Source organism: Streptomyces griseus (assembly GCF_001715295.1).
In the GTDB taxonomy this organism is placed as follows: Bacteria; Actinomycetota; Actinomycetes; order Streptomycetales; family Streptomycetaceae; genus Streptomyces; species Streptomyces griseus_G.
The window spans coordinates 1,164,201-1,180,061 of record NZ_MDKB01000001.1 but is presented as its reverse complement, the minus strand read 5'-3'; the positions used below and the strand labels follow the sequence as shown (position 1 = coordinate 1,180,061).

7 protein-coding genes are annotated in these 15,861 nt (G+C 74.3%); all 7 read left to right on the top strand.

Going from position 1 to position 15,861, the window contains the following annotated elements; translation table 11 throughout:
• Positions 1–278, top strand: a 278-nt coding sequence (locus tag BA175_RS30405) for a phosphopantetheine-binding protein (RefSeq protein ID WP_139131367.1), incomplete at its 5' end; no start/stop codon positions are given.
• Positions 275–1,054 carry a thioesterase II family protein gene (locus tag BA175_RS04630; RefSeq protein WP_069169909.1) on the top strand — a complete coding sequence of 260 codons (780 nt, stop codon included), beginning with the start codon at positions 275–277 and terminating at the stop codon, positions 1,052–1,054. The genes BA175_RS30405 and BA175_RS04630, both read left to right, overlap by 4 nt.
• A 54-nt stretch (positions 1,055–1,108) precedes the next feature.
• Positions 1,109–2,143 (top strand): TauD/TfdA family dioxygenase, encoded by a 1,035-nt coding sequence (locus BA175_RS04625; RefSeq protein ID WP_069169908.1) that lies wholly within the window; start codon positions 1,109–1,111, stop codon positions 2,141–2,143.
• Positions 2,144–2,151: 8 nt separating this feature from the next.
• Positions 2,152–3,996, top strand: coding sequence for a non-ribosomal peptide synthetase (locus tag BA175_RS04620; protein WP_069169907.1), 1,845 nt, complete (start codon positions 2,152–2,154; stop codon positions 3,994–3,996).
• Positions 3,997–4,064: 68 nt separating this feature from the next.
• Entirely contained in the window at positions 4,065–7,886 is a 3,822-nt protein-coding gene (locus BA175_RS04615; RefSeq protein ID WP_069169906.1) for a condensation domain-containing protein, read from the top strand.
• Positions 7,887–8,061: 175 nt separating this feature from the next.
• Entirely contained in the window at positions 8,062–15,207 is a 7,146-nt protein-coding gene (locus BA175_RS04610) for a non-ribosomal peptide synthetase (protein WP_069169905.1), read from the top strand.
• The gene (locus BA175_RS04605) at positions 15,204–15,419 is read left to right on the top strand and encodes an MbtH family protein (protein WP_069169904.1); all 216 of its coding nucleotides are present in this window, start codon (positions 15,204–15,206) and stop codon (positions 15,417–15,419) included. Before BA175_RS04610 ends, BA175_RS04605 begins: the two co-directional genes overlap by 4 nt.
• Positions 15,420–15,861 lie beyond the last annotated feature (442 nt).

Below are 15,861 nucleotides of genomic sequence, written 5' to 3'. Positions count from 1 at the left end.
CGTTGGTGGGCCTCTTCGCCCGCACGCTGGGGGCCGAGAACGTGCTGAGTATCGATGACGACTTCTTCCACCACGGCGGTCACTCGCTCCTGGGGGCCCGCCTCACCAACCACGTGGCCGTCGCCCTCGACGTCCGCCTCACCGTCCGGGACATCTTCGAACATCCGACGCCCGCCCGGCTCGCCGCGCACATCAGCGCGCTGAAGAGCGCGCCGGCTGCCAAAAAGGCCCGGCCCGCCCTCCGCCGTCGCACCGAGACAGAACGGATCAGCTCATGACCTTCTCCCCCGCCCCCGAAGACGTCGTCTGGGACCTTCCCGGCGACACCCCGCACCGTCTGTCGCTGCTCGTGCTGCCGCACGCCGGGGGCAACGCCCACGCCTACGGCGCCTGGCGTGAGCACCTGCCGGCCGATGTGCGGCTGCTGATCGGCCAGTACCCGGGGCGCGGCGCCCGCTACTGCGAGGACCTGCCCGTGTCCGTGGACGACCTGGCGCAGCCCGTGGCGGACTCGCTGCCGGCCGACTCCGGCGAACTGGTGGTGTTCGGGCACAGCATGGGATCCCTGGTCGCCTTCGAGGTGACCCGTGCCCTGCGGGCCGCCGGGCGTACCCCGCGCGGGCTGATCGCCTCCGCGTGCCGGGCGCCGGTGCTGCCCAACCAGTGCCCGGTGTACCCGGAGCGGCTGGACGACGACCAGTTGGTCGCCGCCATCAAGGCGCGCGGCGGCACCGACGACGGCATCCTGGACGACCCGGAGCTGCGCGAGATCGTTCTGCCGTCCATCCGGGCCGACTTCGCGATCGACGACGCCTACCGGTGCACCGCCCCGGACGCCCGGCTGGACTGCCCGGTGGCGGTCTTCGGCGGGGACGCCGACCCGATCGTCCCGGTGGACATGCTTGCCGGCTGGTCGCAGGTGGCCGGCCACCAGGTCGTCCCGCATGTACTGCCCGGCGACCACTTCTACTTCCAGCAGGACCTCCGGGGCTTCTTCGGCCGCCTGGTCCCGGTACTGAACACCTACCGCGACCCCGCCGCCACGGCCGCGTAACCACGCCGCCGCACCCACACTCCACCGAACTCCGCCCAGGGAAGAGGAACCACCATGACCGCTCTCGCCCAGTCACCCACCACCACCGGTATCGCCACCGTGCGGGAACCCGGCAAGCCCGCGATCGTCCACACACCGAAGTTCGACAGCATGGCGGAGGCCACCGCATGGCTGGCCGCACAGCGGCCCGCGATCCAGGCGGAGCTGCACAGATCCGGCGCGGTCATGCTGCGCGGCCTGCCGGTGGTGGACGCGGCGACGTTCGCCCGGGCACGGGACGCGATCATCACCGAGCGGGCCGGCTACAAGGAGAAGGCGACCCCGCGCACCGACTTCGGGGAAGGGGTGTTCTCCTCCACCGACCTGCCGGCAGTCCAGCCCATCAGGCTGCACAACGAGAACAGCTACACCCTGGACTTCCCCGGCGTGCTGCTCTTCGGCTGTGTCACCGCACCCGAGACGGGAGGCGCCACCACTGTCGGCGACATGCGCAGGGCCTTGGCCGAGCTGCCGCCGGAGCTGACCGCACGGTTCGCGGAGGCCGGGTGGCTGCTGGTGCGCAACTACTCCGACCTGGCGGGCATGCCGTGGCGTAAGGCCTTCTCCTCGGACGCGCCGGAGGGAGCCGAGGAGTACTGCGACGCCCACGCCATCGGCTACGAATGGCTGGACGAGGACACCCTGCGTACCCGTCAGCGCCGTTCGGCGATCATCACGCACCCCGTGACCGGTGAGCAGGTCTGGTTCAACCATGTCGCCTTCTGGAACGCCGCGACCCTCGACGAGGACGTCCGCGAGGTGCTGATCGACACCTTCGGCGCGGACGGGCTGCCGTTCAACACCTGTCTCGGTGACGGGACCGCGCTCACCGACGCCGAGGTGGAGGCGGTCAACGACGTGTACCGGTCGGTGACCGTACGGGAGAGCTGGCGGAACGGCGACCTGATGCTGGTGGACAACATCCTCTGCGCCCACGGCCGCGAGGCGTTCACCGGGGACCGGAAGATCCTCGTCGCCATGGGTGAACCGGTGCCGCTGTCCGACTGCTCCCCGGCTTCCGCCGCCTCCGCCACCCTGTACGGAAAGTGAGCGCCGTCATGACCGCCGTACTCCCCGAGCGCGTTGTCGCCACCCCCGCCCCGTCCCACCCGGCCGCCTGCTCCTGCGAGGCGTGCGCCTCGGCCGGGACCGGTGCGGCCGACCTGATGGCGAGGCTCGCCTCCGTTCCCGCCGACCGCATCGCCGTCGTCGCCGACGGCCGGGAACTGAGCTTCGGCCGGCTGCGCGAGCGGGCCTCCGCCTTCGCGGCGGGGCTGGCCCGGCTCGGCGCCGGGCCGGAGAGCGTCATCGCGCTGTGCCTGCCGCGTGGCGCCTCTCTGGTCACCGCGATCATCGGCACCCTCGCGGCGGGCGCCGCCTACCTGCCGGTCGATCCGGCACTCCCCGAGGAACGACGGCGCCTGCTGGTCGAGGACTCGGGTGCCGATCTGGTGGTCACCGACGGAACCGGCCCGGCGTTCCCCGGCCACCGCACGGTCACTCCTGACGAGCTGACGGCCTCCCCGGGCAGGCCGGGCGCCGCCTGGACGCCGGTGACGGTCGGACCGGGGACGCTCGCCTACGTCATCTACACCTCCGGCTCCACAGGCCGGCCCAAGGGGGTGGAGATCGGGCGCGGTGCGGTCTCCCTGCTCCTGCGTGAGCTGGAGGACACGGGCGCCGCGGGCGGCGAGGGCCGGCGGGTGGGCTGGAACGCCTCACCGTCGTTCGACGCGTCGGTCCAGCAGTGGGTGCGGCTGTCGCGCGGCGACACGCTGGTGATGATCGACCAGGAGACCCGCAGCGACCCTGCCCTGCTGGCCGCCTTCATCGACGCCCAGGGCCTCACCGATCTCGACATCACCCCGTCGCACGCCGAACCGCTCCTGGACCTCCTCACCCCGGACGGCGGCCCCCGCCCGCTGACCCTGCTCGTCGGCGGTGAGGCGATCGGCCCGGCACTGTGGGACCGGCTGGCCGCGGGACACCGCTCCGGTCTGCTGCGCGCCGTGAACGTGTACGGCCCCACCGAGTGCACCGTCGACGCCACCGCCGGCTGGATCGAGGAGCCGGGCGAGCCACACATCGGTACCGTGCTGCCGGGGCTGCGGATGCGGCTGCTGGACGAGCACCTGGTGCCGGTCGGGGCCGGTGAGGCGGGCGAGCTGTATCTGGCGGGTCCCCGGGTCGCCCGCGGCTATCGTCACGGCCCCGGTCTCACCGCCCAGCGTTTTGTCGCCGACCCGTTCGGCGCGCCGGGCTCCCGCATGTACCGCACCGGGGACCGCTGCCGCCTGCTGCCGAACGGCCGGCTCGTGCACCTGGGCCGGCTCGACGGCCAGGTGAAGCTGCGCGGTCACCGCATCGAGGTCCAGGAGATCGAGGCCGTCCTGACCCGGACCGGTGGCGCAGCAGAGGCGGCCGTGGTCCTGGGCGAGGACGCCGGGGGCACCCCGTGCCTGATCGCCTGTCACCGGGGCGGGGACGCCGCAGCGCTGCGGGCCGCCGTGGCGGCCACGCTGCCGGCCTACATGACGCCGTCGGCGTTCGTCGCCACCGACCGGTTCGCGACCACTCCCAGCGGCAAACTCGACCGCTCCGCCCTGCCGTCCCGGATCGAGGCCGCCGCGGCCCCCGCAGCCTCCTCTCCGGGCGAGGGCGTCGAGGGGCGGGCCGAGGAGCTCGTCGCCCGGGTATGGGGGCATGTTCTCGGCACGGCGTCGATCGGCCCCCACGACAACTTCTTCAAGCTCGGCGGTCATTCGCTGCTCGCCATCAAGCTGGTCTCCCGCGTACGGGCCGAGCTCTCCCTGGCTCTCCCGGTGAAGGCGGTCTACGCCCACCCGAGGCTGCGCGACCTCGGCGCCCACATCGAGGAGTTGCTGGCCGCGAAGGATGGCTGAGCCCTGGCTCCGCCCAGTCCCCGGCCCGTTCTCCCGCCCGCCCCCGCCATCCCCGAGGAGCAGCAACCGTGATCCCCCTCTCGTACGCCCAGCACCGGCTGTGGTTCCTGAACCGTCTCGAAGGCGCGTCGGCCGCCTACAACGCGCCCGTCGTGCTGCGGCTGGAGGGGACGCCCGACCGGCGGTCCCTGAAGGCGGCCGTACGTGACGTGGTGGATCGCCACGAGGTGCTCCGCACGGTCTACCTGGCCGAGGACGGGGAGCCGTACCAGCACATCGTCGGCGATCCCGACGTGCGGCTGGAGACGGAGGAGTGCGCCCCCGACGACGTGGACGCGCGGGTCACCGCCTTCGTGCGCCTTCCCTTCGACGTCACCCGCGACCTGCCGCTGCGGGCACGGCTGTTCACCGCTCACGACGGGACCTCCGTCCTGGTCCTGCTGGTGCACCACATCGCCACCGACGGCTGGTCCGTCGGCTGCCTCCTCACCGACCTCGACCGGGCCTACCGGGCCCGGTCCGAGGGCCGCGCGCCCGGATGGGAACCACTGCCCGTCCAGTACGCGGACTACGCGCTGTGGCAGCGGGACATGCTCGGAGACCCCGGTGATCCCGACAGCGCAGCCCACGAACAGCTCGCCCACTGGCGGGCGGCGCTGGACGGCGTCCCGGCCGCGACCCGGCTGCCCGCCGACCGCCCCCGCCCCGCCGAGCCCAGCCACCGGGGGGCCTCGGTCACCGACCGGCTCGGTGCCGCCGCCCACAAGGCGCTCGCGGGTACGAGCCGCGCCCACCGCGCGACGTTCTTCATGACCGCCCGGGCCGCTCTCTGTGTCGCCCTGCGGGCGGCCGGGGCGCAGGAGGACGTGGTGGTGGGGACGCCGGTCGCCGGCCGGCCCGAGGAGGACCTGCACGACCTCGTCGGGTTCTTCGTCAACTCGCTGGCGCTGCGCGCCGACCTGTCCGCCGACCCGGACCTCGGCACTCTTCTCGGCCAGGTCCGTGACCGGGACCTGGCCGCCATGGCCCACGAGGACCTGCCGTTCGACCTGGTCGTCGAGGACCTCGACCCGGAACGGTCCCTCGGCCTGCACCCCTTCTTCCAGGTGATGCTCACCACGCAGACCGCCCAGGACACCACCTGCCGTCTCGGTGCCCTGTCCGGCACCCTCGACACCGCGGACCTGGCCACCGCCAAGTTCGACCTCGGTTTCCACTGTGCCGAGACCTACCGTTCCGACGGCGAACCCGACGGGTTGGTGCTCGGCCTGCAGTACGCGACCGACCGCTACGACGAGGAGACCGCGCGCCTGCTCCTCAGCCTCTTCCGGCGCGCGCTGACCGCCTACGCCGAGCAGCCGGCCACCACTCCGCTCAGCCGGACGGGTCTGCTCTCCGACGCGGAACGCGAGGCACTCGACCGCCGTCACGAGGCCCTCACCCGGGCCGAGCAGCGGAACGCCGACACCCCGGGCGAACCGCGGGACGGCGGGGACCCGCGCAACCGTTCCGCGGCCGACCCCCGCGAGGAGATCCTTCGCGGCCTGTTCGCGGAGGTGCTGGGACGTGACGAGGTGGGGCCCGGCGACAGTTTCTTCAAGCTGGGCGGGCACTCCCTGCTCGCCGGGAAGCTCTCCAACCGCGTCCGCAAGGCGCTGGGCGTCCAGGCCGCCATCCGCGACGTCTTCCTGGCGCCCACCCCGGCCCGGTTGCTGCGCCGTCTCGCCGGGCAGGGCGACGGGCCCGTCCGGCCGCCGCTGCGGCCGGTGCCCGCCGCCCGGCGGCCCGGACGGCTGCCGCTGTCCGCCGCGCAGCAGCGGCTATGGTTCGTGGACCAGCTGGAGGGCCCGAGCGCCACCTACAACATCCCCGTGGTGACCCGGCTGCGCCGCCCGGTCGGCCGGGCTGCCTTCGCCGCCGCCCTCGCCGACGTCGCACGACGGCACGAGGTGCTGCGCACGGTGCACAGGACGGCCGACGGCGAGCCGTACCAGGACGTGCTGGAGCACGCCGAACCCGTCCTGGAAGTGGTCCGGACGGACGGCCCGGACGAACTCCGCGCCGCCGTGGACGCCGCGGCCGGTCACGTCTTCGACCTCGCCGCGGAGATCCCCTTCCGCGCCTGGCTCCTGGAGAACGCCGCCGGGGAGCAGGTGATGGTGCTGCTGGTGCACCACATCGCGGGTGACGGCTGGTCCACCGGCTGCCTCCTCGCCGATCTCGCCACCGCCTACGCGGCCCGCGCCGAGGGCCGGGCCCCCGGGTGGCAGCCGCTGCCCGTCCAGTACGCCGACTACACCCTCTGGCAGCACGAGCTGCTCGACGGGGCCGACGGCGTCGCCGCCGAGCAGCTCGCGTACTGGCGTACCGCCCTCGACGGGATGCCGCCGCTGCTCGCGCTGCCCACCGACCGGCCACGTCAGCCCGAACCGGACGGCCGGGGCGCGCTCGCCCCGTTCGAGGTCGGTGCCGGCACCCACCGGGCGCTGCTGCGGTGCGCCCGGCAGCACGGCGCCACCCTGTTCATGGTGGTGCAGGCCGCTCTCGCCGCCCTGCTCACCCGGCACGGCGCGGGCGAGGACCTGGCGATCGGCACGACCGTCGCCGGCCGGGCCGACGAGGCGCTCCATCCGCTCGTCGGTTTCTTCGTCAACACGCTGGTGCTGCGCACGGACTCCTCCGGCGACCCCGTGCTGACGGAGCTGGTGCGCCGGGTCCGCGACGCGGGTCTGGCCGCCTACAGCCACCAGGACCTGCCGTTCGACCGGCTGGTCGAGCACCTGAGCCCGCACCGGTCGACCGCGCACGCACCGCTCGTGCAGGTGATGCTCCAGGTGCACGCGGCGGGGACGGGCGACGCCTCCGCCGTCCCGTCGGCGCTGGACGGCGAACCGCTGGCCTTCCGGGGCGCCGGCGCCAAGTCGGACCTCACCTTCGCGCTCACCGAGACCGTCGGCCCGGACGGGACGCAGACCGGGCTGCGGGGTGTCCTGGAGTACGCCACCGCGCTGTACGACGCGGACACCGCCCGCCTGCTGGCCCGGCGCCTCGCCGAGACCCTCGACGCGTTCGCCGCCGACCCCGGGGTCCGGCTGTCGGCCCTGCGGTACGGGCAGCCCGCGCCCGGAGACGGCGGCCCGGCGGTGGTCCTCGACGCGCAGGGGCGTCGTACCGCCGTCCGCGTCCCCGGTGAGGTGCACGAGCCGGCCCCGGGTGGCGGGCTGCGTGCCACCGGCCGACGCGCCTACCGGGGCGCGGACGGTGTCCTGCGGCCCGTCGCCGTCCACACCGTGGACGGCTACCCGGTCGAGCCCGGCCAGGTGGAGAGCGTCCTCGCCGGCCACCCGGCGGTGACGGGTGCGCGGGTCCTCGTCCGCGACGGCCGGCTCCTCGCCCTCGTCACCTGCGCCCCGGGGACACCGCCCGCCGGGAGTGCGCTGCGCGCCTGGGCGGCCGAGCGGCTGCCCGAATACCTGGCGCCCGCCCGGGTGGTACGGACGGCCCGGCTGCCCGCACCCGGTGAGGACCCGGCCGTGCTGCCCGAGGAGGACGCGCCGGTGGCGGCCGGCGGCACGGACGGACGGCTGCTCGGCATCTTCCGCGAGGTGCTGGGCGGACGTGACGTCGGGGCGGACGACAACTTCTTCAAGTCCGGCGGCCATTCGCTGCTGGCGGTGCGCTTGCTGAACCGGATACGCGCCGAGTTCGGGCAGGACCTCACCTTGCGTGACGTGTTCCGCAACCCCACGGCGGCCGCCCTGTCGCGGCGCCTCGCCGGGGCCGTCGCCGACGTGAGCGAGCCGGAGGGGGCCGGGCCCGCCCCGGCGGACCACCGCAGGGCCGCTCCGGCCCTGCGCCGCCGCACCCGGGCGGGCGCCCGCCGGGGGTGAACCGACGGCCGAGGGAGGCGGGGCGCGGAGCGGCAGCTCCGCGCCCCTCTTTCTGCCGCTCCGAGCTGCCGGGCCGACTGCCGTGGGGAAGGGCCCCGGGCCCCTAGCGTGAAGGCACGGAGGCGAGAGGAACCGTTCGCCCCGGTCCCTCGCCTCGACAGAAGGAAAGCCCAGGATGCCCCCCATCGGAACGGAAGACCTGCTGGACGGCGGTCCCTGTCCCTCGCCCGCCCCGCCGGTGCTCGACCTCATCGCCCATCAGGCGCGTACCCGGCCCGACGCGGTGGCCCTGGTCCACGACGGCACCGACCTGACCTATGGCCGGCTCGCCGACGCCGTAAGGGAGCGTGCCCGCACGCTGGCCGGGGAGGGCGCCGCCCCCGGCCGCCTGGTGGCCCTGCACCGGCCCCGCGGGATCGACGCCGTCGTCGGCCTCCTCGCCGTCCTCAGCACGGGCGCCGCCTACCTCCCGCTCGACGTCCAGGCCCCCGAGGCCCGCAACGAGGCCGTCCTGGAGTCCGGCTGCGGGAGCCCGGCGCCCACACCCGCCGAGGTCGCCCGCAGCGGTGAACTCGTCCTCCCCGGCCCCGGCGCACCGGCCGGTGCCGCCTACGTGATCTACACGTCCGGGTCCACCGGAACCCCCAACGGGGTCGTCGTCGGCCATGACTCGCTCGCGCACTTCATCGCCGGCGCCACCCCCGCCTACGGCATCGGTCCCACCTCCCGCGTCCTGCAGTTCTCCCCGCTGCACTTCGACGCCAGCGTCCAGGAACTGTTCGCCACCCTCGGCGCCGGCGGCACCCTGGTCCTGCGTACGGACGACATGCTCGACGTACGCGACCTGCTCGCCGGCTGCGCACGCCACGGCATCACCCTGCTCGACCTGCCGGCCGCCTACTGGCACGAGCTCGTCCACGTCCTCGCCACCGGCTCGGTCAGCCTCCCCGCGTGCCTGGAGACCGTGATCGTCTACGGGGAGGCCGCGCTGCCCGAGCGGGTCGCCCAGTGGCGCGAGCTGACCGGTGGACGGGTCCGGCTGCTCAATGCCTACGGGCCCACCGAGACCACGGTGGTCGCCACGGTCGCCGACCTCACCCGCCACGACGACGGTCCCGTCCCCATCGGCCGCCCGCTGCCCGGCGTGCGCGCCGCCGTCGTCTCCGGCGAGCTCTGGCTGCTCGGCGGGGGCCTGTCCCTGGGCTATCTGGGCAATCCCGAGCTGACCGCCCGCCGCTTCACGGAGCTGGACGGCGAGCGCGCGTACCGCACCGGTGACCTGGTCACGATCGGCGAGGACCGTCAGATCCTCTACCACGGCCGCCTCGACGACGAGGTGAAGATCGGCGGACAGCGCATCGACCCGGCCGCCGTGGACTCCGTCCTGGCGGGCCACCCCAAGGTCCGTGAGGCCGCCGTCGTCGCCCAGCAGGGCTCCGACGGCGTCAAGCGCCTCGTCGCGTTCGTCGTCACCGAGGGCGGTGTCGGTGCCGAGGAACTGCGCGCTCTGGTGCGCGGACGCATGCCCGCCGCGGCCGTGCCGGCCGCCGTCGGCATCGTCGCCGCCCTGCCCCGTACCAGCTCCGGAAAGATCAACCGCAAGGCGCTGCGGACCACGGACCCGCGCCTGTCGGTCGTCCACGAGGAGCCGCTGCCCGCCGAGGACCGGGTGCCGCTCTCCCACGCCCAGCGCCGGCTGTGGCTGCTCGACCAGCTCGACGGCCCGTCCTGCGCGTACAACATGCCGATCGTGCTGGAACTCGACGGTGTCCCGGACCGTGCGGCGCTCGCAGCCGCCGTCACCGACCTCGCCGGTCGCCACGAGGTCCTGCGTACCGTCTCCCTCGCCCCGGAGAACGAGCCCTACCAGCACGTCCTGGCCCCGTCCACGGTCCGGGCCCGCATCGTCGAGTGCCCGGCCGGTGAACTTCGTTCCCGGGTGGCGGACTTCACGGCGGAGACCTTCGACCTGACACGTGAACTCCCCCTGCGGGTGGCGCTGTTCGTACCCGAGGGCACGGCCGGTTCGGGACCGGCGGCCGTGCTGGCCGTCCTGCTCCACCATGTCGCGGGCGACGGCTGGTCCCTGGCCCCGCTGATGAACGACCTGGCCGCCGCCTACACCGCCCGCACCCTGGGCCACGCCCCCGCGCAGGAGCCGCTTCCCGTCCAGTACGCCGACTACACCCTCTGGCAGAACGACGTCCTCGGCGCGGCCGAGGACCCCGACGCGGTCGTCTCACGCGGGCTCGCCCACTGGCGGACCGCGCTCGCCGGCCTGCCCGCCGTCACCGACCTGCCGCTGGACCGGCCCCGCCCCGACGTGCCGGACCACCGCGGCGGCCTGGTCACCGCGCACCTGGGGCCGACGGCGCACACGGCACTCGTGCGGCTCGCCGACGGGCACGGCGCGAGCATGCTGATGGTCCTTCAGGCGGCCCTCGGCCTGGCCCTGCGCGCGGTCGGCTGCGGTGACCGGGTGGCCGTCGGCACCCCGGTCGCGGGCCGTGACGACGAGGCGCTCGGCGCCCTGGTCGGTTTCTTCGTCAACACCCTGGTGCTGCCGACCGACACCTCCGGCGACCCGGCCTTCAGCGAACTGCTGGAACGGGTACGCGACACCGACCTCGCCGCCTACGCCCACCAGGGCATCCCCTTCGACCTCCTGGTAGAACATCTGAACCCGCCGCGCACGCCCGGCGTGCACCCGCTCTTCCAAACGATGCTCACGCTGCGCACCGCCGCCCCGGCCGACGCGCCTTTCGCCTTCGGCGGTCTGACCGGCACCTTCAGGGCGGACCCGCCGGCGACCACCAAGTTCGACCTCACCGCCGCGTGCGTGGAGCACCGCCGGGCCGACGGTACGCCCGCGGGGATCGAACTGGGCCTGGAGTACGCACGCGACATCTTCGACGAGGAGACGGCCCGCCTCCTCCTGAGGGCGTTGGAGCAGGCCCTGCGTGCGGCTGCCGACCGGCCCGGGGAGCCCGTGGCCGACACCGCGCTGCTCGGCGCCGGGGACCGCCGGACCCTCGACGACCGCCGGGCGCGCACCGCCGTCCTCTCCGCCCGGAAGGCCGCCGACGCCCTGGCCGACGCCCGGAGCGGCGACGGGCCGGATGCGGAACACGTCGACACGCTGCGGGAGATGTTCGCGGAGGTCCTGGGCCTGGACCGGGTGGGGCCGCACGAGGGGTTCTTCACGATCGGCGGGCACTCCATGAGCGGGGTGCGGCTCGCCAACCGGATACGCGCCCGCACGGGCGCCGACGTCCATGTGCGCGACCTGCTGCTGGCCCCGACCCCGGCCGCCCTCGCCCGCCGTATCGCGGACGTCCGGGACGCCGGGGACACGGAGCCCGGGACGCCGCTCGCGCCCACCGTCCGTGCCGACCGGCCGGAGCGGCTGCCGCTCTCGTACGCGCAGCGCAGACTCTGGTTCATCGACCGGCTCGAAGGCCCGAGCGCCTCCTACAACATCCCGCTGGTGATGCGTCCCGCCGCCCCCCTCGACGCCGGCGTCCTGGCCCGCGCCCTCGCCGACCTGACGGAGCGCCACGAGGTGCTGCGCACCCGCTACCGGTCGGCCGGGGGGGAACCGCACCAGGAGGTCCTCGACACCGCGCGGCCCCCGCTCGACGTCCGTCCCGTGCCTGCCGGGCAGTCGCGGGAGACCGTCGCCGCGGCCGCCGGTCACGTCTTCGACCTCGCCGAGGAGATTCCGCTGCGGGCCACTCTGCTCACCGAGGAGGACGGCGGCCAGATCCTGGTGGTGCTCGTCCACCACATCGCCGCCGACGGCTGGTCCACCGGCCCGCTCCTGGCCGACCTGGCCACCGCCTGTGCCGCCCGTGCCGAGGGCCGCGCACCGCGCTGGGAGCCGCTTCCCGTCCAGTACGCCGACTACACCCTCTGGCAGCGGCAGCTGCTGGAGGGACCGGCGGCGCGGAAGGCCCTCACGTTCTGGGAACAGGCTCTCGCCGGTGCCCCGGCGGTCCTCGAACTGCCGGCTGCCCGGCCGCGTCCTGCCGAGGCCACCCACCGGGGCGGCCATGTCCCGCTCTCCGTCGGCCCCGCCACCCACCAGGCGCTGGAGGAGCTGGCCCGGCGCAGCGGCGCCACCCTGTTCATGGTGCTGCAGGCCGCCCTCGCCGCCGTCCTCACCCGCCACGGCGCCGGCACCGATCTGCCGTTGGCCACCATGACGGCGGGCCGCGACGACGAGGCGCTGAGCGATCTGGTCGGCTTCTTCGTCAACACCCTTGTCCTGCGCACCGACACCTCCGGCGACCCGGCCTTCACGGAGCTGCTGGAACGGGTACGCGACACCGACCTCGCGGCCTACGCGCACCAGCGGCTGCCCTTCGACCGGATCGTCGAGCACCTCAACCCGGCCCGCAGCACCGCCCACCACCCGCTGACCCAGGTCGTCGTCCAGCTCCACCACGACTACACCGTGCCCGCCGGTGGCGTGCCGGTGCTGCGGGCCGAACCGGTCCCGGTGGAGGAGCTGTCCACCAAGTTCGACCTGACCCTCGCCCTGTCAGAACGGCAGGACGGCGAGGGCAGGCCGGCCGGGCTGACGGGCGGCCTGGAGTACGCCACCGACCTGTTCGACCCCGCCACGGCCGCGCTGCTCGCGGCGCACGTCGAGCGGGTGCTGCGCGCCGCCGCCGCCGACCCGGGGGTGCGGATCGGTGAGGTGGACCTGCTCACCGACGCCGAGCGGTACCGGCTGGACACGGAGTACAACGACACGGCCACCGTGACGCGTGACCGGGCCGCCGTCCACGAGGTGATCGCCCGCCGGGCCGCGCTCGCCCCTGCGGCGCCCGCCCTGATCACCGACGGGGAGAGCGTCTCCTACGGTGAACTCGACGCACGCGCGGGGGCGCTGGCCGCCCGGCTGGCCGCGGCCGGGGTGCGCAGGGGGGACACCGTCGGGGTGCTGCTGGAACGCGGTGTGCCCCTGGTGGTGACGGCGCTCGCCGTCCTCAAGTGCGGCGCGGCGTACCTTCCACTGGACCCCGGGCTGCCCAGGGCCCGCGTCCGGCTCATGGCCGAGGACGCGCGGGTCCGCCTCGTCGCCACGGTCGCCGCACACGCGGGGGCGGTGCCGCCGCCCGGGAGTGCCGCCCCGCCGGTGTTCCTGGTCGACGGGCCGGCCCCGGCGACCGGACCGGGGGAGCACCGGGCCGTGGCGGTCGACGGGGACGACCTGATGTACGTGATGTTCACGTCCGGATCGACCGGGCGCCCCAAGGGCGTCGGCGTCACCCACCGCAACGTGACCGAACTGGCCGCCGACCGGGACACGGCGGCCGGCTGTCCCGGCCGGATGCTGGTCCACTCGGCGACCGGGTTCGACGCGTCCGTCTTCGAGATCTGGGTGCCGCTCCTGAACGGCGGCAGTCTGGTGATCATGCGGGGCGACGGCACCGACCTCGCCGAGACCGATCGTACGGTCCGCGAGCACGGGGTCACCGCCGCCTACTTCACCGTAGGCCTGTTCCACGTGATGGCCGACGAGGCACTGGACACGCTCCGGCTGCTGCGCGAGGTGTGGACGGGCGGCGACGTCGCGTCGCAGGCCGCCGCCCACCGGGTCCTGACGCACTGTCCGGACACCGTGCTGGTCCATTCGTACGGCCCGACCGAGACGACCTTCGCCTCCCACAACCAGTGGCTCACCGGCGGCGGAGGCGCCCTGGGCCTGCATCTGGGCCGCCCGATGGACAACACCCGCAGCCACGCCCTCGACGGAGCGCTGCGGCCCGTCCCGCCCGGGGTGCCCGGCGAGCTGTACATCGCCGGTTCCCATGTGGCGCGCGGCTACGTCGGCCGCCCCGACCTGAGCGCCGAGCGGTTCGTCCCCGACCCGTTCGAGGCCGACGGCAGCCGGATGTACCGCACGGGCGACCGCGTGGTGTGGACACCGGCGGGCGAACTCCGGTTCCTGGGCCGCGCGGACGGCCAGGTCAAGCTGCGCGGCATGCGGATCGAGCCCGGGGAGGTGGAGCACGCTCTCGCCGCCCACCCCGCGGTCGGCCAGACCCTCGCCGTCGTCCGGGAGGACCGGCCGGGCGAGGGGAGCCTCGTGGCGTACGTGGTGCCGCGTGCCGGGACCGCGGTCACCGAGGCGGATCTCCTCACGCTGGCCCGTGCCGCGCTGCCCGGGCACCTGGTGCCCTCCGCCGTGGTGGTCCTGGACGCCCTGCCGCTGACCGTCAACGGCAAGCCGGACCGCCGGGCGCTGCCCGCACCGGTCCGTGCGGCCGCGTCCCACCGTGCGCCGCGCAACGCCCGGGAGGAGGTGCTGTGCGGGCTGTTCGCCGAGATCCTGGGCGTACCGGGGGTCGGTCTGGACGACAACTTCTTCACCCTGGGCGGTCATTCACTGCTCGGTGTGCGGCTGGTGAGCCGGGTGCGCGCGGTGCTGGGCATCGACCGGACCGTCCGTGACCTGTTCCGCGCCCCCACACCGGCCGGGCTGCTCGGCTCGCGCGACCACGACGGCACAGCCGGCGCCATGGACGTCCTGCTGCCGCTCAGCGACCGTGGCTCCCGGCGCCCGCTGTTCTGCGTACACCCCGGCACCGGGGTCGGCTGGTCCTACGCCGGTCTCGCCCGCCACCTCGGCGAGGACCAGCCGCTGTACGCCCTCCAGGCCCGCGCGCTCAGCGAGCCCGGTTACCGTCCGCGCACCGTCGAGGAGATGGCCGACGACTATCTGGAGCGCATCCGGCAGGTCCAGCCGTGGGGGCCCTACCGGCTGCTCGGCTGGTCCTTCGGCGGCATCGTCGCCCACGCCATGGCCGTGCGGCTGCACGCGGCCGGTCAGCGGGTCGAATTCCTGGGGCTGATGGACGTGCACCGGACCGACCCGGGCAGCGTCCCGGTCCTGCCGTCCGGGGAACGGCCGGCGGAGTCCGCGCCGCTCCACGAGGACGACGTGCCGGCCGCGGTGGAGCGCGTGCGCCGTGAGGACCCCGTCCTGGGCGGCTTCAGCGCCGAGGAGATCCGGGCCGTGCTGCGTGCGTCGGAGACCCACGCGGCCCTCATGTCGCGGCACACGCCCGGTGTCGCCGGCACCGGCGCGGTCTTCTTCACAGCCCGTAGAACCGGCGAAGCGGAAGGCGTGCTGGCCGCCACCTGGAATCCGTTCCTGGAGGGAACGACCGAAAACCATACGGTGAATTCCGACCATCTGCGGATGGCCGAGGAGAAACCTCTCGCACACATCGGAAGAATCATCGCGGAGAAACTCTCCGCACTGCAGGGAAACAACCTGCGGGAAAACGGAACGAGGAGTTATTCATGAGCGACGCCGTGAACCCTTTCGACGACGACGAGGGCATCTTCCACGTCGTGGTGAACGACGAGGGCCAGCACGCCCTGTGGCCTGCCTTCGCCGATGTCCCGGCCGGCTGGACCAGCGTATGGGGGGCCGGGGACCGCGCGGGGGCGCTGGAGTACATCACCGCCAACTGGACCGACATCCGCCCCCGGAGCCTGGTCGCCCAGTACACCTGACAGTTACCCACCCTGTGCCGTGCCCCGCAGCTCCTGCGGGGCACGGCACTTTCGCGTGCCTGCGGGCCGAGGCTGTCCCGCCCGCCGGATGCGGGGGCGGGAGGCCACCGGGTGCGCCGGGGCGTTCCGGCGACGCCGGCGAGGTGCCGCGGCAGCCCTCGCGCGCCCGCCGGACGCCGGGGGACATCCCCGACACGGGAACACCCGGGAAGCGCGGTCGTCCAGGGGCAGGCCCCGTTCCCGGTGGATCAGCGCGGCACGCGGGATGCGGTGCGTCGCGAGGCGGAGGGACGTCCGCTCGCCGGAAGTGTCGGGGCGTTTCGGCGACGCGGCGGGACGGCGGCTGCGGTCGCGCGCCCTCCGGAATTGCGGGACACCGCACAGGATTACCGGGTCATGCGCCGGAAGGAATTCCGGGCCGAAAACTGCCGCCTGTTACTGC